This window comes from Nocardiopsis alba DSM 43377 (assembly GCF_000341225.1).
GTDB lineage: Bacteria > Actinomycetota > Actinomycetes > Streptosporangiales > Streptosporangiaceae > Nocardiopsis > Nocardiopsis alba.
Window position 1 is genome coordinate 116,296 of record NZ_ANAC01000002.1, and the last position, 26,285, is coordinate 142,580.

The 26,285-nt window shown below is 69.0% G+C and carries 20 protein-coding genes; 11 read left to right on the forward strand and 9 right to left on the reverse strand.

From position 1 onward, the window contains the following. Positions 1–6: 6 nt before the first annotated feature. Complete coding sequence (locus D451_RS0102170) at positions 7–1,011, reverse strand: glycerophosphodiester phosphodiesterase family protein (RefSeq protein ID WP_014910194.1); 1,005 nt, start codon at positions 1,009–1,011, stop codon at positions 7–9. Between the two features lie 98 nt (positions 1,012–1,109). Beyond that, a complete protein-coding gene (gene serC, locus D451_RS0102175) occupies positions 1,110–2,231 on the reverse strand; it encodes a phosphoserine transaminase (protein ID WP_014913366.1) in 1,122 nt (373 codons plus the stop codon). Positions 2,232–2,454: 223 nt separating this feature from the next. Between serC and D451_RS0102180 the strand changes: the two genes are divergently transcribed. From D451_RS0102180 to D451_RS0102200, 5 genes are all read left to right on the forward strand, one after another. Continuing rightward, positions 2,455–5,796 (forward strand): hypothetical protein, encoded by a 3,342-nt coding sequence (locus D451_RS0102180; protein ID WP_017533258.1) that lies wholly within the window; start codon positions 2,455–2,457, stop codon positions 5,794–5,796. 80 nt (positions 5,797–5,876) lie between these two features. Further along, positions 5,877–6,218, forward strand: coding sequence for a hypothetical protein (locus D451_RS28485; protein ID WP_017533259.1), 342 nt, complete (start codon positions 5,877–5,879; stop codon positions 6,216–6,218). A gap of 81 nt (positions 6,219–6,299) precedes the next feature. Beyond that, positions 6,300–6,953 carry a pyridoxamine 5'-phosphate oxidase gene (gene pdxH, locus D451_RS0102190; protein WP_014908713.1) on the forward strand — a complete coding sequence of 218 codons (654 nt, stop codon included), beginning with the start codon at positions 6,300–6,302 and terminating at the stop codon, positions 6,951–6,953. 351 nt (positions 6,954–7,304) lie between these two features. Then, the gene (locus D451_RS0102195) at positions 7,305–8,003 is read left to right on the forward strand and encodes a metal-dependent transcriptional regulator (RefSeq protein ID WP_017533260.1); all 699 of its coding nucleotides are present in this window, start codon (positions 7,305–7,307) and stop codon (positions 8,001–8,003) included. Positions 8,004–8,155: 152 nt separating this feature from the next. Then, positions 8,156–10,459 carry a SpoIIE family protein phosphatase gene (locus D451_RS0102200; RefSeq protein ID WP_017533261.1) on the forward strand — a complete coding sequence of 768 codons (2,304 nt, stop codon included), beginning with the start codon at positions 8,156–8,158 and terminating at the stop codon, positions 10,457–10,459. An 819-nt stretch (positions 10,460–11,278) separates the two neighbouring features. On the opposite strand, the gene D451_RS28200 is transcribed toward D451_RS0102200, so the two are convergent. Together D451_RS28200 and D451_RS0102210 are read right to left on the reverse strand one after the other, a co-directional pair. Then, a complete protein-coding gene (locus tag D451_RS28200) occupies positions 11,279–11,446 on the reverse strand; it encodes a hypothetical protein (protein WP_014910921.1) in 168 nt (55 codons plus the stop codon). Positions 11,447–11,472: 26 nt separating this feature from the next. Then, positions 11,473–12,615 (reverse strand): acyl-CoA dehydrogenase family protein, encoded by a 1,143-nt coding sequence (locus D451_RS0102210; RefSeq protein ID WP_014911201.1) that lies wholly within the window; start codon positions 12,613–12,615, stop codon positions 11,473–11,475. A 203-nt stretch (positions 12,616–12,818) separates the two neighbouring features. On the opposite strand from D451_RS0102210, the gene D451_RS0102215 reads away from it, so the two are divergent. Both D451_RS0102215 and D451_RS0102220 read left to right on the forward strand, forming a co-directional pair. Beyond that, positions 12,819–14,852: an MDR family MFS transporter gene (locus tag D451_RS0102215; RefSeq protein ID WP_017533262.1), complete on the forward strand. Its 2,034-nt coding sequence runs from the start codon at positions 12,819–12,821 to the stop codon at positions 14,850–14,852. A 121-nt stretch (positions 14,853–14,973) separates the two neighbouring features. Then, a complete protein-coding gene (locus D451_RS0102220) occupies positions 14,974–16,116 on the forward strand; it encodes an acetyl-CoA C-acetyltransferase (protein ID WP_014909548.1) in 1,143 nt (380 codons plus the stop codon). A gap of 55 nt (positions 16,117–16,171) precedes the next feature. Here the strand turns inward: D451_RS0102220 and D451_RS0102225 are convergent, their stop codons facing one another. Together D451_RS0102225 and D451_RS0102230 are read right to left on the reverse strand one after the other, a co-directional pair. Continuing rightward, entirely contained in the window at positions 16,172–16,654 is a 483-nt protein-coding gene (locus D451_RS0102225; protein ID WP_017533263.1) for a hypothetical protein, read from the reverse strand. A 48-nt stretch (positions 16,655–16,702) separates the two neighbouring features. Then, on the reverse strand, positions 16,703–17,941 hold the full coding sequence (locus D451_RS0102230; protein ID WP_017533264.1) for a winged helix-turn-helix domain-containing protein: 1,239 nt from the start codon (positions 17,939–17,941) through the stop codon (positions 16,703–16,705). A 383-nt stretch (positions 17,942–18,324) separates the two neighbouring features. Here D451_RS0102230 and D451_RS0102235 point away from each other — a divergent pair, with 383 nt between their 5' ends. Further along, positions 18,325–19,149 carry an exodeoxyribonuclease III gene (locus D451_RS0102235; RefSeq protein ID WP_193789585.1) on the forward strand — a complete coding sequence of 275 codons (825 nt, stop codon included), beginning with the start codon at positions 18,325–18,327 and terminating at the stop codon, positions 19,147–19,149. Between the two features lie 11 nt (positions 19,150–19,160). Beyond that, a complete protein-coding gene (locus tag D451_RS0102240; RefSeq protein ID WP_026124758.1) occupies positions 19,161–20,078 on the forward strand; it encodes a ribokinase in 918 nt (305 codons plus the stop codon). A gap of 78 nt (positions 20,079–20,156) precedes the next feature. On the opposite strand, the gene D451_RS0102245 is transcribed toward D451_RS0102240, so the two are convergent. Both D451_RS0102245 and argS read right to left on the reverse strand, forming a co-directional pair. Then, the gene (locus D451_RS0102245) at positions 20,157–20,762 is read right to left on the reverse strand and encodes a YceI family protein (protein WP_017533267.1); all 606 of its coding nucleotides are present in this window, start codon (positions 20,760–20,762) and stop codon (positions 20,157–20,159) included. Positions 20,763–20,953: 191 nt separating this feature from the next. Continuing rightward, positions 20,954–22,699, reverse strand: a complete 1,746-nt coding sequence (gene argS / locus D451_RS0102250) for an arginine--tRNA ligase (protein ID WP_014910098.1) — start codon at positions 22,697–22,699, stop codon at positions 20,954–20,956. 130 nt (positions 22,700–22,829) lie between these two features. On the opposite strand from argS, the gene D451_RS0102255 reads away from it, so the two are divergent. Then, complete coding sequence (locus tag D451_RS0102255; protein WP_017533268.1) at positions 22,830–23,261, forward strand: protein-tyrosine phosphatase family protein; 432 nt, start codon at positions 22,830–22,832, stop codon at positions 23,259–23,261. Positions 23,262–23,283: 22 nt separating this feature from the next. On the opposite strand, the gene plsX is transcribed toward D451_RS0102255, so the two are convergent. After that, positions 23,284–24,366, reverse strand: a complete 1,083-nt coding sequence (gene plsX, locus D451_RS0102260) for a phosphate acyltransferase PlsX (protein WP_017533269.1) — start codon at positions 24,364–24,366, stop codon at positions 23,284–23,286. A gap of 434 nt (positions 24,367–24,800) precedes the next feature. Here plsX and D451_RS0102265 point away from each other — a divergent pair, with 434 nt between their 5' ends. Further along, complete coding sequence (locus D451_RS0102265; RefSeq protein WP_017533270.1) at positions 24,801–26,144, forward strand: KamA family radical SAM protein; 1,344 nt, start codon at positions 24,801–24,803, stop codon at positions 26,142–26,144. Positions 26,145–26,285: the final 141 nt, after the last annotated feature.

Genomic DNA, 26,285 nt, shown 5'->3' on the forward strand with positions numbered 1-26,285 from the left:
GGCGAGCTAGTCGACGGGCTGGGGGTCCAGGAAGTGTTCGCGGCACAGGAAGGCGTGCCGGGAGAAGTCGGTGAACACCCCGTCCACGCCGACCTCGAAGAAGATCTCGTACTCGGCGGCGAAACCCCCGTAGTCCTTGGGGTCGCCGTCCGAGCGCAGGTCGGTGGGCAGGAAGTGGTTCTCGCTGCGGAAGGTGTAGGGGTGCACCAGCAGACCGGCCGCGTGGGCGTTCTCCACCAGGTCGGTGGGCTCGCCCAGAGCGCCCTCCTCGTCGGTGGGGACGATCAGGCTCTTGTGCGGGCCGATGGCGTGCGCGAAGGTCGCCACCTCGGCCAGACCGTCCGGCGTCGTGTAGTGCAGCCAGTGCTCCTCGGTGCCCATCAGGTACACGAGGGGGACCCCGGTCTCGGCGAGCCGGCGCAGGCTCTCGGCCTCGAAGGACTGGAGGAAGACCGGCACCTTCGGCTCCTCGCCGACCAGCTCCGCCTCGCGCAGCGCCGCGATCAGCGGCGGCTCCAGGTCCAGGCCCTGGGACACGTGGTAGGCGGGGTGCTTGGTCTCGGGGTAGATCCCGATCGGGCGCCCCAGCTCCTTGGTGAGGGAGAAGGCCAGCTCGATGACCTCTTGGAGCGTCGGGATCTCGTAGACGCCGTTCATGACCGCGTTCTCGGGGCGGATCTTCCCCATGCGCTCGATCGCGCGCAGGGTCTTGATCTCCGCGAGGGTGAAGTCCTGGGCGAAGAAACCCTCCACCGTGTGGCCGTCGATGGTCCGGGTGGTGCGCCGGTCGGCGAACTCGGGACGGTCGGCCACGTCCGTGGTGTCGCCGATCTCCTGCTCGTGGCGGCAGATCAGGTGACCGTCCTTGGTGGCCACCAGGTCCATCTCGATGAAGTCGCCACCGTGCCTCGCCCCCAGTTCGTAGGAGGCCAGGGTGTGCTCGGGCCGATGACCCGAGGCGCCCCGGTGGGAGATGATCTTGATGGGGGGTTCCTTCTTGTTCCTGCGCACAGTCGAACCGTCCAGACAAGCGATGAGCGGAAGTGAGATGAGGAGGCCGACCCACGTGCGGCGGGTCGGCCTCCATTCTCCAATGGTGTGGGACCGGTTCAGGACAGCCTGGTCAGGACGTGGTCGACGCACTCGGTGAGGGCGTTGACGTCACTGGGCTCGACCGCCGGGAACATGGCCACGCGCAGCTGGTTGCGGCCCAGCTTGCGGTAGGGCTCGGTGTCCACGACGCCGTTGGCGCGCAGGACCCGCGCGATCTCGGCGGCGTCGACCTCGTCGGAGAAGTCGATGGTGCCGACCACCTGGGAACGCTTGGCCGGGTCGGTGACGAACGGCGACGTGACCGGGGTGCGGTCGGCCCAGTTGTAGAGGATGGAGGAGGACTCGTGGGTGCGCGCCACGGTCCACTTCAGCCCGCCCTGGTCGTTCATCCACTCCAGCTGCTCGGCCAGGAGCAGCAGGGTGGCCACGGCCGGGGTGTTGTAGGTCTGGTCCTTGGCGGAGTTGGCGACCGCCGTGGTCAGCGAGAAGAACTCGGGGATGTAGCGACCGCTCGCGGCGATCTCCTCGACCCGGGCCAGCGCCTTGGGCGACATGATCGCGATCCACAGGCCGCCGTCGGCGGCGAAGCTCTTCTGCGGGGCGAAGTAGTAGACGTCGGTCTCGGTGATGTCGACGGGCAGACCGCCCGCGCCACTGGTGGCGTCCACGAGCACGAGGGCGTCCTCGTCGGCGCCGGCGACCCGCTTGATGGGCGCGGCCACACCGGTGGAGGTCTCGTTGTGGGTGAGCGCGTACACGTCCACACCGGCCTCGGCGACGGCCTCGCCGTGGCTGCCGGGGTCGGTGGAGATGACCGTGGGCTCCTCCAGCCAGGGGGCGCCTCCGGCGACCTTCGCGAACTTGGAGGAGAACTCGCCGAAGGCCAGGTGCTGGGACCTGGACCGCAGTAGGCCGTGGGCGGCGATGTCCCAGAAGGCGGTGGTGCCGCCGTTGCCGAGCACCACCTCGTAGCCGTCGGGGAGGGAGAAGAGGTCGCGCACGCCGGCGCGGACCCGACCCACGAGGGACTTCACCGGCTTCTGCCGGTGAGAGGTGCCCAGGTAGTGGGTTCCGGAGGAGGCGAGGGCATCGAGTTGGGCGGCGCGGACTTTGGAGGGGCCGCTCCCGAAACGGCCGTCGGCGGGCAGCAGGTTCGCGGGAATCTGAATCTCGGTCACACCGATCAGGGTAGTGGTGGGGCGGGTGATACCGCCGGTCAGGGCGGGGATCAGGGGCGTGAGAAAACGTGACCGATGTAAGGGATCGTCACAATCGATGGCTCTGGCCGATATAGGCCAATGGTTATTCATGTCCATTAGGTGCGAATCGGGCACCCCTGCTGTCTAATAAGGCCTCCGCTGAAGGTGACGAGCGCCACGATCGCGGAGGAGGGGGTGTGACGTGACCGACCGGAAGTCCGATGAGCGGAGTCCCGTGAGGACCCTGGGGGCCTCGAAGGACAGGCCTCGTTTCCTTCAGATCTTCGACGAACTGCGCAGGCGTCCGTCCCGGAGCCGCGACCGGGCCCTGCGCAGGATGGCCTCCCGCGCGACCCGTCGTCACGTTCCGGAGCGTGGCGCCCTCCAACGCGGCGACCTCGCCGAGCCCCCTCCCGTGCTCGACCTGGTCCTCGACCGGGACTCCGACCGCGCGAGGGTCCAGAGCATGCTCGTGGAGAGCTGTGCGGTCGGTCCGGTCTGGACCCTGCCCCTGGGGGGTCCGACCGCCGACACCGAGGTCGAGGAGAAGGACGAAGAGGGCGCGGAGAACCCCTCCCGGTCTCGACCCGCGAAGAGAGCCTCCCTCCGGCGGTCGCGTCTGCTGTCCCGGTGGTCTCGACCCGCGCCGGACGAGGTCGTTCGTCCGGCCCTCGCCCCTCCTCCCGGAGAGAGGGAGGGTCCCGAGGCCGACGTCACCACCGACCAGCTCTACGAGCTGATCGGGAGCCTGGTGGACGGCGGCTTCGCCTGGACGCGGAGCGAGGAGGGCCGGAAGGAGCTCGTCCCGCCACGGCGCCGTCGTTTCCCGCCCTCACCCCGGCTGCCCCGGCTGCACTCCCTCCTGTGGCTGCACCGTTGCGGCCTCGGCTCGAACGAGGACGACGGTGGCCGGGGAGTCCCGGACCGTCGGTTGGAGAATGACAGCCGCTCACAGATCGAGGTGATCGGCAGGCTGCGCGAGACGCGCCTGGAGGCCGCCGTCGAACAGCGGGACCGGGCCTTGGAGGAGGCCTCCTCGTCCACCGACGACGGGAGGGGGCGACGTTGGACGCTCCTGTACAAACGCGCCCTGGTGCACTGGCGCAGGGCGGCGTGGAGCGCCACGGCCGTCTCCCGGTGGGTGACACGGGTGTCCGAGAAGGCGACCTTCGGCCTGCTCGACGAGAAGCTCCTCACCCCACTCTCGTTCCTGGTCTCCCTCATCGTGGCCGCCACCCCCTTCGCCTTCCTCGGCCTGGCGGCCCAGCGGCTCAACGAAGTCGCCCAGCGGTTCAACGACCTCGTCTCCCTGGCGTCCGGGTTCCTCCTGGCCGCCGTGTACCTGCTCACCGTGTTCTTCTTCTTCCTCCCCTGGCGCCCCTACCTGTGGCTCGGCGACTACCGGAGCACGTTGGACGAGGGGGCGCGCAAGAGCTCGGACGGAACCGGGACGGGTCGTCTCGGCCGTTCCCGGGTCCTGGGCCTTCACCTCTTCAACGAACTTCACCACCCCGACCGTGATACGGGAAGGCTCGGAGCCGGCAGGGGGGAGAAGGGGACGCTTCCTCCCCCCGCCCACCGGATCGCCGTGAGTGCTCTGCTCGACGACCTTCACCGCCTCTACGGGGCCTCATCGCTGTGGCGAGGTGGTGCGCGGGACGCGCGTCCGGTGCTGATCTACGACCAGCGTGAGCTCGGCCCGGTCGGTCGTTACCTCGTCCGCCTGATCGAGGACGAGCGTCTGCGGCGTGCGCTTCCCGACCCTCTACTGCTGGTCCAGATCCGTGACGGTGAGCGCCCCGCGCTGGTCTCGGAGTCGATCGAGAGTGCCAGGTACGGTCACCTGCCCGAGTACGACGGGTCCGCCAAGACCTCACGAGAGGTCCGCGCGTGGCTTCGCGATCGCCATCTGGCCGGAACGCTCGGTGTCTCCCGGGTTCTGACGACGAAGGTCGCGCCTCTGGCCCGGGAGGCCCGGGAGCGGAGATGGCACACCCCGCCCGCCTGGGTCCCGACCCGATCCGCCTGGGCGACCCGTGCGCTCGGAGGATGTGCCGTGGTCGTCGCGCTCGTGCTCTTCTCTCAGGAGGTCGTGAACCCCCTTCAGACGAAGATGGGATTCTGCGTCGGTGAAGGGGTGACCAAACCACGGGGCATCTTCAGGGTCGACCGTTCATCGGGTGGTCCGGGCGCCAAGGAATGCGTCGGGGTGACCTATGGCGAAGTCAGGTTCCATGGTCGGCTGGACGGTGTCATCGAACTCATCCGGGAGCAGAACGAGGAGGTCGACAAGAGCGGAGAATCCTACGTCACGATCGCTCACATGGCGGACATGAGCGCTTCGACCAAGGAAGGCAAGGAAGGCAAGGAAGACTACGCCCTCGCCGGGGTCCAAGGGGAACTTTTCGGGATGGCCCTGGCGCAGAGAGAGCACAACGAGGACCCCGGGGACAGGCCCATGATCAAGCTGCTCCTGGGCAACGCGGGTGAGGGTTGGGCACACGCCGAGACCACGGCGGAGGAGATCGTCAGAAGGGCGAGGAACGAACGGTCGGGTATGGACCGTCCCATCGCGGCGGTCGGTTTCGGGCAGAGCCTGGTCCCCAACGGCACCGCCATACAGAAGATCTCGGAGGCCTTCATCCCGATCGTGGGGACCACCGCGACCTACGACGACGTGGCCTTGTCCGAGCCCTGGGGGCACAGCGGGTTCTACTTCCCGATCGCGCCCTCCAACAGCCGGATCGCCGAGCAGGCCGCCTACTGGGCCCGGCACGGGGCCTCCTGGAAGGACGGCGACTCGGAGGAGGGCCTGCCCGCCCACGCGACCGCGGTGGCCATCGCCCACAACCCGCCTCCCCCGGGGGGCGAGAAGGAACACGAGCAGTACGGCCCACACCTGGCCGAGAGGTTCATGGACTTCTTCGAGGGCTTCGACGGAGAGCCGTGGAGGGGTTCCGAGGGCTTGGGCGAGTCCGAGCAGGCGGGCGTTCTGCTCTACCAGGAGGAGCGTGAGGGGGACGGGCCCACACTTCGTGAGGTGGTGAAGAAGGTATGCGCCCCGAAGGAGCCACCGGAACTGCTCTACTACGCGGGGCGTGCTCAGGACTTCAAAGCGTTCTACGAGGAGTTCCGGAAGTCCGCGTGGGAGGCCTGTCATAGAGGGGAGATGACCATCCTGGGGGGCGACGACGTCTCCAAGTTCATTTCCGATGAGGAAGTGCTGATCGAGGGCAATTCCGAGCGTCATCGGGTGTTCTACACGCCGTTGGCGCCCAGTGATTCCTGGGGCGTCCAGGCTGAGGAGGGCTCCGGGGCCGATGATGAGAGCGTCGAGAACGGTGATGAGAACGCCGGGACCGATGACGAGGAGTTCTACGACGAGGTCCGGGGGCTGGTTGCAGAGTCCCAGGGAGTGAAGAAGGAGCCGGAGGAGGGCGAAGAGGAGACCACCGAAGAGGATCCGAAGGCGAGCGCCAAGGAGGAGGGGGCAACAAGAAGGCGCCCTCTTACGCACACGCCGTCGTGGGCTACGACGCCCTGAACGTGGTCAAATGGTCTCTGTCGTCGGTGGGTTCCGAAGGAAACGTGTCATGGGCCCGAAAACTCCTGAGAGGAGTAGGGATGGATCGCTCCGCCTTCCTGAACTCCGACGAGGGATACGAGAAGGAACGGAACGAACTTTACAGAGAGATCCGGGGCACCGAGTTCACCGGGGTCTCCGGCTACATCGCGTTCGGTTCGGGCCAAGAGGATGAAGGAGATGAAGGGGGTGAAGAGGGCAACAGGGGGAACTGGCTCGGCGGGCGGATGGTGCAGTTGGTGCTGGCCGGCGCGGAGAGGTACAACGAGGACACCGAACGTGGGCAGCGCCAGCACGTGATCCAAAGATGCGGTCTGCGCAACGCCGACAAACCCGAAGAGGGTGAGCAGTGCGTGCCTGTGGAGCTTCAGAGGGGCGACTGAGCGCCGTGTGGTGTAAGGGGCGCGCGCCGGGCCGCGGGGGCGATTGGCTCCCAGAGGCCCCGGCGCGAGATCATGCCTTCTGTGGACGACCAGAACCCCGCCGAACTGCGGAAACCGTACATGGGTGAACCCTTGCGCCGATCCGACCTGGCCGAACTGCCGATGACCCAGTTCCACCTGTGGTTCGGCGAGGCCTATGAGTCGGGCCTGGCCGAACCCAACGCGATGGTGTTGTCGTCGGTGGAGCCGTCCGGCTTCCCCCGGTCCCGCACCGTCCTGATGAAGGGCTACGACGGTTCCGGGCTGCGTTTCTTCACCAACTACACCTCGCGCAAAGGGCGGGCACTGGACGCCGACCCGCGGGCGTCGGTGGTCTTCCCCTGGCACGCGATCCGCCGTCAGGTGCTGTTCGCGGGCACGGTGGAGCGTCTCGACGACGAGGAGAACGACCGCTACTTCGCCTCGCGGCCTCGCGGTTCCCGCCTGGGGGCCTGGGCGAGCGAACGTCAGTCTCAGCCGGTGGACGACCGTGAGGAACTCGATCGGCTCTTCCACGGCTTCGACACGGTGTGGGGTCTGGACGACCCGATCCCCAGACCCGCCTACTGGGGCGGCTACCGCCTCGTCCCCCACGAGGTGGAGTTCTGGCAGGGCGGACAGGACCGTATGCACGACCGTTTCCGTTACCTGCTCCACGAGAACGGTGCCTGGGGCATCGATCGCCTTGCCCCCTAGGCCGAGGGGCCGTCGGGCGTGATGTCGGTCGCTTCGTACACGGGTTCGGAGATCGGCGGGGTCGAAGGACCGCTCGGGCCGGGGACGGGGTACTCTGCACACCTGTGACCTCAGGCCCTTGCGAGGCGGAGATCACATGGAACGACCGTGTCCGCATCGTGAGACATCGTCGAAAACCATGCTCGGCACGTCACGATATGCTGGAATCATCGGTGGTCGCTCGCGCGGTCCTGCGGACGTCCCGGTCCCCACTCGGCCCCTTGGGAATCACTCGGTCCCGGCCCGTGTTGTGCCAGACCCGCCGTACCCGCCGTGACCGTGCGTCGGGCGCAGAGCCTTGGGAGGGGAGTCTTGACCGCACACGGGCTGATCGACACCACGGAGATGTACCTCCGTACGGTCTTCGAGCTCGAGGAGGAGGGCATCGTCCCGCTTCGGGCCCGCATCGCCGAGCGCCTGCGCCAGAGCGGACCCACGGTGAGCCAGACGGTCGCCCGCATGGAGCGTGACGGTCTCCTCCGGGTCGAGAACGACCGGCACCTCGTGATGACCGCCGAGGGACGCCGACTGGCCACCCACGTCATGCGCAAGCACCGCCTCGCCGAGCGCCTGCTCGTCGACGTGATCGGCCTCCCCTGGGAGGACGTCCACATCGAGGCCTGCCGCTGGGAGCACGTCATCTCCGAGGCGGTGGAGGAGCGCCTGGTGACGCTGCTCAACGCCCCCTCGGTGTGTCCGCACGGCAACCCCATCCCCGGCCTGGACGAACTGGGCCTCGAGGGTTACGCCCCCGAGCCGTTCACCGACGACTCCATCGTCCCGATGGCGGACGTCGTTTCCAACACCGACATCACCGTCACCGTGCGTCGCATCAGTGAGCAGCTTCAGCCGGACGCCGACATCATGCTCACTTTGCGCGAATCCGGGGTACAACCGGGACAGGAAGTGGTGCTTCGTGCCGCGGACGGCGGGGTGCGCGTCATCGGCGAGAACGGGCACACCGACCTGCCCGAGGGCGTCGCCGGACACATCTTCGTCGCCAAGCCGTGAAACGTTCGTACACGTTGATCGGTTGCTCATCGGGATTGTCCCATTGCGCTGCGGGAACGTTGACGGTGTTGCTACGCTCGCCCCAAGGTGCGGTCGTTCGGGGTACCCGGAGCGGGCATGTATGCAGCTCATGACGGCGAGGTGGCGGCTAGATGACACGGTGGGGTGAGCCCTTCCGGGAGAGCGATGCGCTCGCCACGGCCGAAGTCGTCGACCAGGCGCAGATCGCCATCGTCGTCATCGACCGGTTCAGTCTCCTGCGGTACTGGAATCCCTACGCGCGCGAACTCTTCGGATTCGTCGACGGGCGCGACTACGTCGGCATGTCCCTGCTCGACATCGGCATCCACGAGTCCGACCGCGAACACGCCTCCCAGCTGGCGCGCCGCGTCCTGCGCGGAGAGCCCTGGGAGGGCACGTTCGCCGTGCTCAAGGGCGACGCGACCTGGATCCACGTCCGTGCCCAGGCGGTGCCCATGCTCGACGAGGCGGGCGAGGTCGACGGCATCGCCCTCATCGCCCGCGAGGCGTTGCGCAGCGGCCGGGTCGAGGAGCAGTACGGACTGCTGGAGCGGATCGGGAGCCGGTTGGCCGGCTCCCTCGAACTGGACTCCACGGTCAAGGGCGTGGCGGGCATCCTGGTGCCCCAGTTCGCCGACCACTGCTTCATCGACCTCTATGACCACGAACGCCTGGTCAGACAGGTGTCGGTGCACGCCGAAGGGTGGGAGCCCCCGCCCCGTACCTGGTACGAGGTCGGCGACGAGGTCCGCTACCCCGAACGCCACTTCGTCACTCAGTCGCTGCGTCGACTGGAGACCGTGGTCAGCAGCGAACACCTCTACGAGAGCTCTCCCAACGACCGTTCCGACCGGGTGTCCCGCCAGGTCGGGGTCACCTCCGCCATCGCCGCCCCCCTGCGCGCCCGGGGCGAGGTCCTGGGCGTGCTGACCCTGGCCCTGTCCGGACTGTCCCCGAGACAGAAGAGCAGCTACGGCGGTTTCGATCGGGATCTGGTCGGCGCCATCGCCTCCCGCGTCGCCCTGGCCATCGACAACGCCCGCCTGTACGAGGAGGAGCGCGGCACCGCTCTGGCCTTCCAGAAGAGCCTGCTCCCCAGCGACTTTCCGACCCTGGACGGGTTGACCCTCGCCCACCGCTACCTGCCGGCCGGACCGATCAACGGTCGCGGTCTCCAGGCCCAGGTGGGCGGCGACTTCTACGACGCCATTCCGCTGTCGGCCGGGCGCGTGGGCCTGGTCATCGGCGACGTGGAGGGACGGGGCCCGCACGCGGCGGCCGTCATGGGGCAGCTGAGGGCCGCCCTGCGCGCCTTCGCCCAGGCCGACCGGGAGCCCGCCGACATCCTGCGCGAGCTGGACGAGTGGGTGCGTCGACTGGGCGTCCCCGACGGTAACGGCGGGGTCTGGATCCCCAGCGTCAGCTGCCTGTACATGGTCTACGACGCCTGGTCCCGGGAGCTGTCCTACGCCAACGCCGGGCACGCTCCGCCACTGCTCGTCACCTCCGACTCCGTGGAGACCCTGGACCTGGAGGTCACCGACCGCATGCTGGGCGTGCGGGCCAAGGGCGGTTCTGGCGAGGACATCGTCTACCACCAGGCCGATCTGCGGCTGCCCATCGGCGCGACCCTGGTCATGTACACCGATGGTCTGGTGGACCGCAGACCCGTCGGCGGGGAACCCGACCCCGAGGGCGCTCTTGTGCGGCTGAAGGAGCGGGTCTCCGAGGTCGCCGACAAGGACGTGGAACAGATCGCCGAGGCGGCCGTGTACAGCGTGCCGGGCGAACTGGAGGACGACACCGCGCTGCTGGTCGTGCGCACGCACTCGGAGGAGCTGGCGCTGCGCGAGGGCTGGTTCCCCTCGGAGGCCTCCACGGTGGGCGCCGCCCGTCATCTGGCGGCCGACACCTTCAAGGAATGGGGCGTGGACCGGGACCAGGCCGAGCTGGCCTGTCTGCTGGTCTCGGAGATCGTCACCAACGTGGTCATCCACGCCACCCCGCACCCGGTACACCGGGAGTTCACCGGCGCCGGGGTGCTGGACTCGGAGAGTCCCCTGTCCTCGAACGGCGGTGGGGCCGACGAGTTCGACGAGGACTGGAGCGACCTTCTGGAGGCCGTCGCCGAGGAGGACGAGTCCAGCGAGGATCCGGCCGAGAAGGAGTTCCTGCTCCGACTGCGCCGGGGGGCCAACGCGATCTGGGTGGAGGTCTTCGACCACGACCTGAGGCTGCCCCGGATCCGTAGCGCGGCCGCCGATGACGAGGGCGGTCGAGGACTGTACCTGGTGGAGCAGCTCGCCAGCCGATGGGGTTCGCGTCCGACCCCGGACGGCAAGGCCGTGTGGTTCGAGATGCCCATGCACGCCGACGGCTCCGAGGGCACCGACGGGGACGCCCGAGAGGAACCGGAGCGGGCCGCCGAGAGGTGACCGACGTGTCGCGAGGGGGACCGGAGGACTCTCCGGTCCCCCTTTCGCGTTCTCGGCGGGGGCACCCTCGGGCGCGTACGGTGTCCTTCCAGTGGCTTTCTGTGCGGCGGGGGTTTGAAACCGTTCGCTCCCGCTGGTCGGGACACCTGGCGCCCTAAACCTTTTTCAGGCCACCAAAAAATGACCCGCGCGACCTTGTTTATCCGTAGTCGTCTGGTTACTTTATTCAGTGGTAAACGGTTGTCGTGTGCCCTGGAAAGGCCCTGGAGGCATTGTCATTCGGTCGTTCGAAAGTGGTCGCCGCTTCTCTGGAGAGGGCTCGGGTTCCCGGTCCCGCCGGGGTCGCGGGACCTTCTCGGTTTCCCGAATCGGCTATGTCGCAGGGTTTGTCGGGTGTCGGTCGAAGGGTTTCGGGGGCTCTCCCATTTCCCCGAAGGTCATCGCACCGTCGACCCGTTCCACCGTCGAAGGGGTCTCGAACCGTTCTCGTCGCGAGAATCCCCGGACTCTCGGGGATGTGGTCGCGCGCCATTCGGGACCTGGTCCCATGGGCGCGGTCGAAAGCGCGGCCCCCTTCTCCCGAAGGGAGAGGCCCCCTCTCGGTGGCCCCTCCCCGAGGGAGGACACGGTCGTGGCCGTCGTCTGAGGGGGTCTCGCCGGAGCACACGTCGACGCCATCGAGACCGAGGCCCGGGCGGCCGGTCCCCACCCGCCTACGGGATCGTCCGTTCGTGCCTCGCCGGTCGTCCGAACGCCGTGGACCCGCCACCCTCGGGTGGCGGGTCCACGGATCGTTCGATGTCGGGTGAGGGGTGCGGCTCAGCGCCAGGACCAGGCCCACAGCAGCAGGCAGACGAACATGAAGACCACCACGATCCCGGGGGTCGACCAGGGGACGTGGACCTTCCTGCGAAGCCTGCGGACGCCGATGATCAGCAGTACTGCCAACAGCCCCATCACGATGAGGCCGTCCCACGCTCCGCTCATGACCGGGACCCTTTCGGACGGGGGTTCTACAGGCCCAGGCCTCGGCCGACGATCTCCTTCATGATCTCGGTGGTGCCACCGTAGATCGTCTGGACTCGCGCGTCCTGCCAGGCCCGTGCCACGGGGTATTCCATCATGTACCCGTACCCGCCGTGAAGCTGAAGGCACCGGTCGATGACCCGGTTGCACATCTCGGTGGTCCACCACTTGGCCTTGGCGGCGTCCTCGACGGTCAGTTCACCCCGGTTGAGCAGCTCGACCCCGCGGTCCACGTAGGTTCGGGCCAGATCCACCTCGGTGGCCGACTCGGCCAGGACGAAACGTGAGTTCTGGAAGCGTCCGATCGGGCGGCCGAAGGCGGTGCGGTCCCGGCAGTACTCGATCGTATGCCTCAGTACGAAGTCGGCGGAGGCCACCGCGCAGGTGGCGATGGAGAGCCGCTCCTGAGGGAGGTTCTCCATCAGGTGGATGAACCCCTGCCCCTCGGTCCCGATCAGGTTCGAGACGGGGACCCGTACGTCGTCGAAGGACAGCTCGGCGGTGTCCTGCGCCTTCATGCCGATCTTGTCGAGGTTGCGACCCCGGGTGAAGCCGGGCATGTCGCGTTCGACGGCGATCAGGGAGAAACCCTGGGCCCCCGCCTCCGGATCGGTCTGGGCGACCACGATGACCAGGTCCGCGTTGATGCCGTTGGTGATGAAGGTCTTGCCGCCGTTGAGGACGAAGTCGTCCCCGTCGCGTACGGCGGAGGTGGTGATCCCCTGGAGGTCGCTGCCGGTGCCGGGCTCGGTCATCGCGATGGCGGTGATCAGCTCTCCGGAGGCGAATCCGGGGAGCCAGCGGCGCTTCTGCTCCTCGGTGGTCAGGCCCACCATGTACGGGGCCATGACGTCGTTCTGCAAGGTGATGCCGAGGCCGCTGGCGTGGGCTCGACAGATCTCCTCGTTGACGATCTGGTTGTACCGGAAGTCGTCGAGGCCGGTGCCCCCGTACTCCTCGGGGACCCCGTGCCCGAGCAGCCCGACCTCACCGGCCCTGACCCATACGGATCGGGGCACGATGCCGTCCTTCTCCCACTGGTCGTGGAACGGGACGACCTCCCTCTTGAGGAACTCGGCGACGGTTTCTCGGAAGAGGTCGTGGTCGGCGTCGAAGAGTTCCCGTTTCATGCTCTGCTCCAGAGGGTGTCGGGGGTCACGTTGTTCCCACACGTTAACCGAATCAGATTCGGTTTTGAAGTGCGAGAGGCAAGCCGGGGCAAAGTTCCCGTCCGCGTGGGCGGTTCCCCTGAGAAGGGGAGGAACGGGTTCCTACTCTGGCCGCAGCGGGGCCGCCGTCCGGGGCGGCCCGCCGGACCGGGGGAGACGATTCGATGGCACGCGCCGGCACCGCCGACCGAGGGGAACGGGACGGCCGGCGCGGCGGTCGCATCGCGCTGATCATGACCTCCCTGATGCTCACCGTCCTGCTCTCCGCGCTGGACCAGACCATCGTCTCCACCGCGCTGCCGACCATCGTGTCCGAGTTGGGCGGGCTCAACCACCTGTCCTGGGTGATCACGGCCTATCTCCTCGCCGTCACCGCCTGCACCCCGCTGTGGGGCAAGCTCGGCGACCAGTTCGGCCGCAAACGCCTGTTCCTGACCTGTATCGCGGTGTTCCTCGCCGGGTCGGCGTTGTGCGGGGCCGCCCAGGACATGCTGCAACTGGTGCTGGCCCGCGGCTTCCAGGGCATCGGCGGCGGCGGGTTGATGGTGCTGGCCTCCGCGATCATCGGCGACGTGGTCTCTCCGCGCGAACGGGGCAAGTACCAGGGACTCTTCGGCGCGGTCTTCGGGGTCTCCAGCGTCGCCGGGCCGTTGCTCGGTGGCCTGTTCGTCGACCACCTGTCCTGGCGCTGGGTCTTCTACATCAACCTGCCGCTGGGGCTGCTGGCCTTCCTGACGGTGCTGTGGGTGCTGCCGAGCCGGAGCCCCGTCGGACGGCAGAACATCGACTACGCGGGCATCGTCCTGATCGCGGCGACCGCCGTGTGCCTCACCCTCGTCGCCTCCTGGGGCGGCAGTGTCCACTCCTGGCTGTCGTGGCAGATCATCGGCCTGTCCGCGGCCGGAGTGATCTTCGGGATCGGATGGTGGTTCACGGCCCGAAGGGCCCCGGACCCGGTCATGCCGCTCGGCCTGTTCCGCGACCCCACCATCGTCGTCTCCATGGGCATCAGCCTGTGCGTGGGCTTCGCCATGATGGGTTCGATGGCGTTCCTGCCGCTGTTCCTCCAGATCGTCCACGGTCTGTCGCCCACGGCCTCCGGGCTGCACCTGCTGCCCATGGTGCTGGGCATGTTCCTCACCTCGATCACCAGTGGACGCCTGGTCACCCGTACCGGCGTGTACAAGCCGTACCCGATCGCGGGCATGGCGCTCACCTCGCTCGGCCTGTTCCTGATGTCCCGGATGGGCCCGGAGACCTCCCTGGTGGAGATGGGGCTGTACTTCTTCGTCCTGGGCGCCGGTCTGGGACTGGTGATGCAGGTGGTGGTCGTGGTCGTGCAGAACGCCGCCTCCTACGACAACCTGGGGGTCTCCACCTCCGCCGCGACCTTCTTCCGCTCGATCGGCGGCTCGTTCGGCACGGCGGTGTTCGGCGCGGTCTTCGCCGGACAGCTCGCCGGGAATCTGGCGGCACGGGCCGGCGCGCTCGACCTTCCGCCGGGGGTGGACCCCGCTCGTCTGGAGAGCGACCCGAGGGCGCTGGACTCCCTCTCCCCGGCGACCCAGGCCGGTTTCCTGGAGGCCTACGCCGACGCCATCGACACCGTCTTCCTCTGCGCGGTCCCGGTGGCCCTGGTCGGGTTCGTCCTGGCGATCTTCCTGAAGCAGATCCCGCTGCGGACCACGATCGGCACCCCGGACCTGGACGAGACCGTCGCCCCGGTCGCCACCCCGAGTCGCACGGCGATCGAACAGGTCGAGAACGAGATCTACCGGGCCTGCGGGGCGGAGGGCGCCGAGACGATGTACGGGCGTCTGCGCGAGGCCGCGGGGCTGGACCTCTCCATCGAGGCCTGCTGGGCGCTCAGCCATCTGGGCGTCAAGGGGCCGATGACCGCTGCCGAGCTGGCCCGGATGTCCGGACTGCACGATTCCCGGTGGGAGGTCGCGCATCGAGAGCTGCTGGAGGCCGGATACCTGGTGTCCGAGGAGGAGCCGTGGGAGTTGAACTGGCGCGGGGAGGACGCGGTCCGAAGCCTGTACGAGGCGCAGCGCACGGCTCTGCGTTCCCTGCTCGCCGACTTCGGGCCGGACGAACATCCCGACGTGTTCGAGGTCCTGGAACGGGTCACCGGGGGCACTCTGAGCGCCGAGAACGACATCGGTGGCCTGGGGCGTTCGGGGGAGTCCTCCTGACGCGGACGGCCTCACGCGGTCGGATCGGATGGAAAGCGGGGGGCGGGGTCTTGCCGGCCCGGTGAAACCGAATACAGTTCGGTTTATCAGGACGTCACATCCACGCCCTTTGGAGGACCCCGTGGCCGAGGCATACATCGTCGGCGCAGTACGTACCCCCGTCGGCACCAGGAAGGGCGCGCTGGCAGCCGTGCACCCGGCCGACCTGGGAGCCCACGTCCTCAAGGAACTCGTCGAGCGCACCGGGGTCGACCCGTCCGCCGTCGAGGACGTCATCATGGGCGTCGTCAGTCAGGCCGGCCCCCAGGCCCTCGATCTGGCCCGTACCGCCTGGCTGTCGGCCGGGCTGCCCGAGACCGTCCCCGGCGTCACCCTGGACCGCCAGTGCGGCTCCTCCCAGCAGGCCGTCCACTTCGCCGCCCAGGGCGTCATGTCCGGCACCCAGGACCTCGTCGTGGCGAGTGGAGTGGAGAACATGGGCATGGTGCCCATGGGCGCCAACGTCCAGTTCGCCATCGACAACGACCTCCCGCTGTACGGCGAGGGGTGGATCGAGCGTTACGGCTTCCAGGAGATCTCCCAGTTCCGCGGCGCCCAGCTCATGTGCGAGAAGTGGGGCTACAAGCGCGAACAGCTGGAGCGCTTCGCCCTGGAGAGCCACCGACGCGCCGCCGTCGCCTTGGAGGAGGGCCGCTTCGACTCCCAGATCGCCCCGATCGCCGGGGTCTCCCGGGACGAGGGCGTGCGTGCCGACACCACCATGGAGAAGATGGCCGGCCTCAAGCCGCTGCGCGAGGGCTGGGAGCTGACCGCCGCCGTGGCCAGCCAGATCTCCGTCGGCGCCGGCGCCCTGCTCATCGCCTCCGAGCGGGCCGTCGAGCGGCACGGTCTGACCCCGCTGGCCCGGATCGTCCAGCTCTCGCTGGTCGGCGACGACCCGGTCTACATGCTCACCGCTCCGATCCCGGCGACCAGGATCGCCTTGGAGAAGGCGGGTCTGGGCATCGACGACATCGACGTCACCGAGATCAACGAGGCCTTCGCCCCGGTCCCGATGTCGTGGATCGACGAGCTGGGCGCCGACCCGGCCAAGGTGAACCCCAACGGCGGCGCCATCGCCCTGGGCCACCCGCTGGGCGCCACCGGTTCGATCCTCATGACCAAGCTGGTCAACGAACTGCACCGCACCGGCGGCCGTTACGGCCTCCAGACCATGTGCGAGGGCGGTGGCCAGGCCAACGTCACCATCATCGAACGGGTCTGACCCCACGCCTCGACGGGGCCGCCTCCCATCCCGGGACGCGGCCCCGTCCGCCGGTTCAGGGCAGGACCACCTTGATGTTCTCGAAGAAGGCCTCCAGCTCTCCTTCACCCTCCGACCAGGAGCCGAAGGGTTCGGAGCACTTGAAGACGTAGTGCAACTCGTCATCGCCCTGCCAGTGGACCCCGACCCGGGCGCCGGCGTCCTGGGCCTCGTCGAAGACCTCCATGCTGGTGAGCTCGACGGTCTCGCCGGTGTCGGTCGCGAGCTCGACCGGATCGATCGTGGTGACGGTGGCGTCGGCGACGTTCCCGCCGATCTGTACGGCCACCATGTCCGTCCAGTACCCGGCGGCCTCCTCCTCGGAGTCGAACCGGGCGGCCTGCCCCTCGGTGTGGGCGAGCGTGACACTGCAACCGTTGAACTGGAAGCCCTGCGAGTCGTCGCCGGGCTCGCGGGCCGACCACTCGGGGATCTCGTCGGGTACGTACCAGGCGTAGTCGCCATCGGCCGGGACCGGTGAGTACTCCCTGTCGTCCACGGCGCCCCCGGTGGTCAGGTGACGAATCCTGCCAGGGACCCCCGACCTTCACCGCATCGATGCCGGAGAGGAAAGGCCCTCCCCGGCCACGCCGTTCTCCAGACCGAGCCAGACGGCCATCTCCTTCAACTGTTCCACCAGCTCGGGCATGGTGTCGGCGGGGGCGTCCGGCTCCAGGGTGACCCGGCGGGCGAGCAGGGTGCCCGAGGCGCGGTCGGCCTTGAGGTCCACCCGGGCCACCAGATCGTCGCCCAGCAGGAACGGCAGGACGTAGTAGCCGTGCACCCGCTTGGCGGCCGGCACGTAGATCTCCAGCCGGTAGCGGAAGCCGAACAACTCCTCGGCCCGATCGCGGGTCCACACCAGTGAGTCGAACGGGCTCAGCAGCGCACGGGCCTCCACCTTGCGGGGTACGCGGGCGTCCCGATGCAGGTAGGCGGGGCGCTCCCAGCCCTGGACGGTGACCGGGATCAGCTCTCCGGCGTCCACCAGGTCGGCGACGGCCTTGCGGGACTCGACCGCCTTGAGTCGGAAGTAGTCGCGCAGGTCGGGCTCGGTGGCCACGCCGTGCGCGCGGGCCGCGATGGAGACCAGCCCACGATGGGACTCCTCCGGGGTGGGGAGGGGCGCGGTGTGGATCTCGGCGGGGAGCGCGCGTTCGGGCAGGTCGTAGCGGCGTTCGAACTGGATGTTGCGTCCATTGGAGGTGAGATCGCCGATCCAGAACAGGTACTCCAGGCACTTCTTCACCTCGGACCAGTTCCAGCCCCAGTGGTCCTTGCGGCGCGGGGCGTCGTGCGCCAGGGCCGCCTCGACCTCGCGGGCGGTGGCCGGACCGATCCGGGCGACCTCCTCGCGCACCGCGGTGAGCAGTTCCGGCCGCTCCTCGCGGATCCCGTTCAACCACCCGACCCGTTCCTGGGCGCGGTTGCGTTCCATCCGGTGGCGCATCAGCAGGTGGGTCGAGGGCGGTACCAGGCTCGCCTCGTGGGCCCAGCACTCGACCAGGCGGGCCCGACCGGAACCGACGGTGGAGGTGGCGGCCCGGTCCAGCAGGGCGGTGTCGTAGCCGCCGAGTCTGGCGAAGATCGGCAGGTACTGGCTGCGGGCCAGGACGTTCACGCTGTCGATCTGGAGGATCCCGATCCGGCCCAGGACCCGGGCCAGGTGGGCGAGGGTCGGTTCCGCCCTGGGGCGCGGGTCGGCGAAGCCCTGGGCGGCCAGGGCGATCCGTCGGGCCTGGGGCAGGGAGAGTTCGGCGTCGCGACGAGGATGGGGTTCGGCCATGCCGTCAACCTAGTCCGTGCCGACGACATTTCTCGGCACCTCTCTACGGAAGAGAGCTTTTCTCCATTTAGGGTGTCCGAAAGGGGGCTCTGGAAGGCTGAATCCCCACCAAGGGGGGTTGGGAAGTCGCTATGACGTCGGATTCCTCCACTTCCTCGAAAAAACCTTGTGCACGATGCGAACCGGAGGGGGCGAGGGCCCGTCCAACGCAACGCGACGGAAACGGACCGATCATGTGCCGGGAGTCGCGTGACCCCGGTGCGGAGGACGGCCGCACCGGGGTCTTTCCGTATCCGCCCACCGAGCAACGCTCGATGACGCCGTCGCGGAGGTCCGAGCGCAGGTCAGAGCGGGACGTCGGCGCGATGATCTAGCCTTTGGCTGTGCGTATCGCGACATGGAATGTGAACAGTGCCCGCGCCAGGGCCGAACGGATCGGCGACTGGCTGGACCGGAGCGACATCGACGTCGTCGCCATCCAGGAGACCAAGGCCCGTGACGACCAGTTCCCCGCCTCGGTCTTCACCGACCGCGGCTATGAGGTCGCCCACCACGGGCTCTCGCAGTGGAACGGGGTCGCGATCGCCTCGCGGGTGGGGCTCGACGACGTGCGGATCGGGTTCCCCGGCCAGCCCGGTTACGGCGACCCCGAGGAGCGCGAGGCCCGGGCCATCGCCGCCACCTGCGCGGGCGTCCAGGTGTGGAGCCTGTACGTGCCCAACGGGCGTGAGGTCGACCACCCCCACTACGCCTACAAACTGCGCTGGTTGGAGGCTCTGCGCGAGGCGGGCGTCGCCCGGTTGGCGGAGGACCCCGAGGCGCAGATCGCCTACGTCGGCGACTTCAACATCGCCCCTCAGGACGACGACGTGTGGGACATGGCCGCCTTCGAGGGCCTCACCCACATCACCGAGCCGGAGCGGTCGGCCTTCCAGGCCCTGATCGACGCGGGGTTCGACGAGGTCGTGCGCGAGCACACGCCGGGTCCGGGCGTGTACACCTATTGGGACTACAAGGGGTTGGCCTTCCCCAAGCGCAGGGGCATGCGGATCGACTTCGTGCTCGCCTCGCCCGCGCTGCGGGCCCGGGTGACCGGGGCCTCCATCGACCGCGAGGAGCGCAAGGGCAAGGGGGCCTCCGACCACGCCCCCGTCATCGTGGCCCTCGACGGGGCCGATGACCGGCCGGTCGACCGGCAGAAGAAGTAGTGAGGACGACGGTGAACGCGAACACGGAGTCGAGAACGCCCGCGGTGGCGGTGCTCGGCAGCGTCAACATGGACCTGGTCGCCTACGTGGACGAGGTGCCGGGCGGCGGCGAGACCGTCACCGGGACCGACTTCCGTCAGGTCCCCGGGGGCAAGGGCGCCAACCAGGCGGTGGCGGCCGCGCGGGCGGGCGCCCGGGTGGCCTTCCTCGGCGCGGTGGGCGACGACCTCTTCGGCGCGGAGCTGCGCGCCGATCTGAGGGAGAAGGACATCGACGTCACGGGTCTGCGCACCGTGCCCGGGGTGTCGGGGGTGGCGCACATCGTCGTGGACGGGCGCGGCGGCAACCGCATCATCGTGGTCCCCGGGGCCAACGGCGAGGTCACCGGGGTCCCCGAGGAGCACCGGTCGCTGTTGGAGGGGGTCGACGCCCTGTTGCTCCAGCTCGAACTGCCGATGGAGGCGGTGACGGCGGGCGCGCGGCTCGGCCGTGAGAAGGGTGTGCCGGTCTACCTGACGCCGGCTCCGGCGCGGGAGCTGCCGGACGAGCTGCTGGCGCACGTGGACGTCCTGGTGCCCAACCAGCACGAGGCCGCCGCGATCACCGGGTACGACGAACCGCGCGCGGCGCTGGCCGCGCTGCTGGAGCGGGTGCCCGAGGTGTTGTTGACGTTGGGCGAGGACGGTTCCCTCTACGGCCGTCGCGGGGAGGAGCCGGTGGCGGTTCCGGCGCGTCGGGTGACGGCGGTGGACACCACGGCCGCGGGCGACACCTTCTGTGGTTCCTTCGCGATCGCGCGCGCGGAGGGACGTTCCCCGCGTGAGGCGATGGAGTTCGCCGCGGCGGCGGCCGCGATCTCGGTGGGCCGGCGCGGAGCCGGTGCCTCGATGGCGTCGCGGGACGAGGTCGAGGCGCTGCTGCGCGGATGACGACGGGGCCCTTCGGGGCCTCGTTCGTTTCGGGCGGGGATTCCTACGGCTCCGGGTGGGGACGGCACCCGGAACGGCTCAGGAGATGTGCCCGATCTGACGCAGGAAGTCGTCGGGGTCCTGGTCCTGGATCCGGACCTCCAGCACGATGTCCACGTTGTCGCCGACCATCCGGCCGCCCCAGGGGAGCGGTCCGCCGTCTCCGACCTCGAAGTCGGAGAGGGAGAGCCGGGTGGTGGCCGAGAAGAAGTGGCCGTAGGTGCCCTCGGGGTCGCCGTAGTCGGGGGCCTCGCCGACCCATTCGGTGCTCAGGGTGACGGGGCGGACCACGCCGTGCAGTTCCAGGTCCCCGTGGAGGCGGAAGGAGTTGCGGCGGCGGTCCGGCTCCACCCCGGTGGAGGTGAAGTACAGGCTCGGGTGGTTCTCCACGTCGAGGAAGTCGGCGGAGCGCAGGTGCGCGTCGCGGGCGTTCACCCCGGTGTTGAGACTGGCGGTCTCGATCTCGACCTCGACGGAGGACAGCGTGGGGTCGTCGGCCACGTGGATCCGTCCGTGAGCCTGTCCGAAGGTCCCCTGGACCCGGCCGAAGCGCAGGTAGTGGGCGACGAAGATGAGGCTGGAGTGCAACGGGTCCAGGTACCACGTACCCGGTCCGGGGCCGAAGGCCGCAGGGGTGGATGCCATTGGCGAATGCTCCCTATTTGTCTGGTATGCGTGTTTCGTCCACATACCTTAGGTGCGATGTCCCACCGGTCGATCTGGTTCCGACCGGTCGTTCGCGAGACATTCGACTCGCCTCGAACACCCTCCGGAGCCTCTCCGGACGGCCGGAAGGGCCGGAGCGAACGCCCCGACCCTTCCAATGGTGACCTCGGTCACATGTACTCGGGGGCCTCCACACCGAGCAGGTCCAGACCCCGGACCAGCACCCGCAGGGCCACGGCGACCAGGGCCAGCCGCGACTCCCGCTCGGCGTCGGTCTCGGCGGTCAGCACCGGGCAGTGCTCGTAGAACGCGGTGAGCGTCTGCGCCAGCTCGAACAGGTACGTGGACAGGCGGTGCGGCTGGAGGAGGTCGCCGACCTGCTCCACCACGGCGCCGAAGCCCAGCAGCTTGAGGGCCAGGTCGCGCTCGGCGCGCTCGGAGACCGTGATCGGACCCTCGATCCGGGCCGGGTCCACCTCTCCCTTACGGAAGATGGAACGGATCCGGGCCTGGGCGTACTGAAGGTAGGGGCCGGTGTTGCCGGTCAGCGCCAGCATCCGGTCGAAGTCGAACACGTACTCGGTGTCGTGCGAGACCGACAGGTCCGCGTACTTCACCGCGCCGATGCCGACCTTGCGGGCGATCTCCGCCCGGCTCTCGGCGTCCAGGTCGGGACGGTTCTCGGCGACCACCGCGGCGGCCCGCTCGACCGCCTCCTCCAAGAGCTGCATGAGCCGGACCGGGGCGCCGCTGCGGGTACGCAGGATCTTGCCGTCGCTCCCGAGCACGTTGCCGATCTGCACGTGCGTGGTCTCCACGCTCTCGGGCAGCCAGCCGGCCTTGCGGGCCGTGGCCCAGACCATCTTGAAGTGCATGGCCTGCGGGGCGCCCACCACGTACAGGATGCGGTCGGCCTTGAGGTCGTCCACCCGATAGCGGACGGTGGCCAGGTCCGTGGTCGCGTAGCCGTAGCCGCCGTCGCTCTTGCGGATGATCAGCGGCACCGGCTTGTCCTCACGGCCGGTGAAGCCGTCGAGGAACACGCACAGGGCGCCGTCGCTGATCTCGGCGATGCCCTTGCTCTCCAACTCGTCGCACACGTCGGCGAGCATGGCGTTGTAGCCGCTCTCACCGGCGAGGTCCTCGTCGGTGAGGGTCACGCCCAGCTTCGTGTAGACCCGGTTGAAGTAGACCTTGGACAGACCCACGAGCTTGCGCCACAGACGCAGCGTCTCCTCGTCGCCGCCCTGGAGGGCGACCACCCGGCGCCGGGCACGGGCGGCGAAGTCGTCCTGGCCCTCGCCCGAGGCGTCGAACTTGTTGCGGGCCGCCTGGTAGAAGGCGTTGGGGTCGGTGGTGAGCAGGTCGGCCTCGTCGGAGGCCTCGCCGACCTCCAACAGGTGCTCGATGAGCATGCCGAAGGGGGTGCCCCAGTCACCGATGTGGTTCTGCCGGACGACGTTGTGGCCCAGGAACTCCAGGGTACGGGCGAGGGAGTCGCCGACCACGGTGGTGCGCAGGTGACCGACGTGCATCTCCTTGGCCACGTTGGGCGCGGAGTAGTCGATCGGGATGTTCAGGCGCTCCTGCTCGGGCACGCCGAGACGGTCGTCGGTGAGGAGGCGACCGGCCTGCTCGGCGATCCAGTCCTCGCGGAGCGTCAGGTTGATGAAACCCGGACCGCTGACCTCGACGTCACGGCAGACGTCGGACACGTCCAGATGTTCCATGATCGCCGCGGAGACCTCGCGGGGCTTACGGCCCAGGCGCTTGGCGAGCGCGAGTGCCGCGTTCGCCTGATAGTCGGCGAACTGGGACGGGCGGATGACGGGGTCGGTGTCGGCGAACTCGGGGCCGAAGGCGGCGCCGAGGGCGGACTGGACCCGTCGCGAGAGTACTTCCTGCGGGTCGGCCATACCTCTAAGCCTACCGACCGGCAACACCTGTCCCTACTGATATGAGGGAGGACACGATGCGGACTCCACGAGGGATGGAGGCCGCGATCCCCCGCCCCGGAACAGGGGAGGGCCGAAGAAGGGAGAGTCCATGGAGGAACACTGGGATCCGGACGCTCCCGGGGTGATGACGTTGCCCTCGGGGCGGCTGGTGCGAGGTCGGGCGTTGGCCCTCCCGCTCCCCGAGGGGCCGCGCCCGGGGTTCGCGCTGTATCTGCTGGACCAGGAACCGCCGACGGTCCCCTGGGTGTCCCGGTGGGTGCGCTGGGAGGACTTCGGACTGCCCTTCGACGATCGTGACGCCGCGGCCCGATTCCGGGAGGCCCTGGAGCGGGCGGGCACGGAGCGCGTCGAGGTGGCCTGCCTGGGCGGGAGGGGGCGTACCGGTACGGCGCTGGCCCACCTGGCCGTCCTCGACGGAGTGCCCGCGGAGGAGGCGGTCGCCTACGTGCGCGAACACTACTCGGCGGCGGCCGTGGAGACCCCCGAGCAGGAGGCCTACGTGAGGGCCTTCGAGGGCTGAGGCGGGCCGGAACGGTCGGTGGTCACTCCGACTGGCCGCGGCGGTGGAGCCAGTTCGGGGCGCGGTGCTGCACACGCCGGCGGACCTGTTCGTCGACCCGGCCCCGCGCCAGGTCGTGGGCGAGCCGGCAGGCCTGGGCGATACCGGTGGGGTGGCTGTCCCCGTGGGCGATCACCACCGTGCCGTTCAGGCCCAGCAGGGCGGCTCCGCCGTAGGTCTCGCTGTCGAAGCGGTCGCGCATCCTGCGCAGGGCGCCGCGCTGGAGGACCGTCCCCGCCTTGGCCAGGGGGGAGGAGGTCAGCGCCTCCTTCACGGCGTTCAGGGTGAACTCGGCGGTGCCCTCGACGGTCTTGAGCGCCACGTTGCCGGTGTGCCCGTCGGTCACCACCACGTCCACGCGTCCGGCGAGCAGGTCGTGTCCCTCGACGTTGCCCCGGAAGTCCATGCCCTCCGGCCCCTCGGCGGCGGCGGAGAGCAGTTCGACGGTGCGTCGGATCAGCTTGTTGCCCTTGCCGGGTTCCGAGCCGATGGTCAGCACGCCCACACGGGGGGCGTCGATCCCGAAAGCGGTCCGCGCGTAGGCGCAGCCCAGGTGGGCGAACTGGACGAGCATCTCCGGTTTGGCGTCGGCGTTGGCGCCGGCGTCCACCAGGATCGTGGGGGTGGGGAGGGTGGGAAGGGTCACCGCGAGGGCGGGGCGCAGTACGCCGGGCAGGGTCCGCAGGCGCACCGTCGAGGTGGCCACGATGCCCCCGGTGGACCCGGCCGAGACCAGGGCGTCGGCGTCGCCGCGTCGGATGAGACGACAGGCGACCGCGGCGCTGGAACGGGGGCGTCTCCAGCTCGCCAGGGCCCCCTCGTGCATCGCGAGCTCGTCCTCGGCGTGCACCACCGGGACGTCGCGCAGGGCGCCCTCCTCGGCGAGCAGGGCGGCGATCTCGGTGCGTCTGCCCACCAGCAGGACCTTCAGGCCGTGTTCGCGGACGGCGGTCACGGCCCCCCGCACGATCTCGTCGGGCGCGTTGTCGCCGCCCATGGCGTCCACCGCGATGATCGGCGACGACGTGAGCGGAGCGGGGAGGTCCGGGTCGGATGTGCCACTCATCTCGGTCGCTTTCTCACAGGGTGGATCGGTGGTCCGGGGAAGGTGACGGGACACCCGTTCACGCGGCTCGGAGGGGGCGTGGGCACGGGCCGCGCGCTCCCTTTCCAGGGTGCCTTCGAGTGGGGTGTCGCCACGTTATCGCGTCGCCCTCGTCACGTCCGTGTGTGGCGCGTTCGTACACTCATGCGAGGATACTTCCAGTATGTCCAGGTCAGAGCTGGACTTTGCGTGAGATGGGTACAAATCCCCTAGTCGGGGTATATCCGCTCGCTGGTTCCGGTGTTCGGGCTACTCCGTGCACAGGACATAACCGAATTTCCATCCCCGGGTGGCCCGGTACCCGTATGCCGGCGTCCCCGGATCAGGGCTGCCCTCCTTCTCCGGAGGGCCCCTGTCTACCGCAGGAGAGGAGAGGCGTGAGCGTTACGCCAGACGTGGCACAGGGCCCGTCCGCCGGACGTCGGTTTCGTGCCTACACGACGAAACACCTCGACGAGTTCACGGCGCGAGCCGGGCTCCCCGCCGATGAGCGGCTCGCGGTCAAGGCGGTGGCGCATGTGCTGCCGTTCCGCGTCAACAGCTACGTCATCGACGAGCTCATCGACTGGGACGCCGCTCCGGACGACCCGATCTACCGCCTGGTCTTCCCGCAGGCGGACATGCTGCCCCACGAGGACGTCTCCAGGATCGCCGACCTGCTGACCTCCGGCGCCGGGCGCAAGGAGCTCAACGAGGCCGCCAACCAGGTGCGCGCCAAGCTGAACCCGCACCCCGCGGGCCAGATGGACCTCAACGTGCCCACGCTGGGCAACGAGGAGCCCATCCCGGGGATCCAGCACAAGTACAAGGAGACGGTGCTCTTCTTCCCGAAGCAGGGGCAGACGTGTCACGCGTACTGCACCTACTGCTTCCGCTGGGCGCAGTTCGTCGGCGACGCCGACCTGAAGTTCGCGTCGGGCGAGATCGACCAGATGGTCGAGTACGTGCGTTCGCACCCCGAGGTCACCAGTGTTCTGTTCACCGGTGGCGACCCGATGATCATGGGCGAGGGGGTCATCTCCCGCTACATCGAGCCGCTGCTGGAGATCGAGCACCTCGAGGCCATCCGTATCGGGACCAAGGCGCTGGCCTACTGGCCGCAGCGCTTCACGACCGACCCGGACGCGGAGGACACGCTCCGTCTGTTCGAGAAGGTCGTGGCGTCGGGCAAGAACCTCGCGTTCATGGCCCACTTCTCGCACCCGAACGAGATGCGTCCGGAGCTCGTGCAGGAGGCCGTGCGTCGGATCCGCGCCACGGGCGCCGTCATCCGCACCCAGGCGCCGCTGATCCGTACGATCAACGACGACTCGGCGACCTGGGAGAGCATGTGGCGCACGCACCTGCGTCACGGCATGGTGCCCTACTACATGTTCGTGGAGCGCGACACCGGCCCGCAGGACTACTTCGCGGTGCCGCTGGCCGAGGCCTACGACATCTTCCGCGGTGCCTACCAGAAGGTCTCGGGCCTGGCCCGGACCGTCCGAGGCCCGTCGATGTCGGCGACCCCGGGCAAGGTGTGCGTGGACGGCGTGACGGAGATCGCGGGAGAGAAGGTCTTCGTCCTCCACTTCATCCAGGCGCGCGACCCGGAGCTGGTGGGTAAGCCCTTCTTCGCCAAGTACGACGAGAAGGCGGCCTGGCTGTTCGACCTTCAGCCGGCCCTGGGCGCCACCCACTTCCCGTGGGAGAACGCCCCGGTCGGAGACAACGGCCTGGTGGACCCCACTCGCCTGTAGGCCGGGTCCGAGGTCCCGTCCGCCGCCCCTTACGGCGGCCGGGGCCGTTCCCGCGCCGCCCCTTGGGCGCGGGCCATGGAGAACAGACGGGGCCCGGCACCTGGTTGGTGCCGGGCCCCGTTGCGTGTGAGCGCCGTGGAC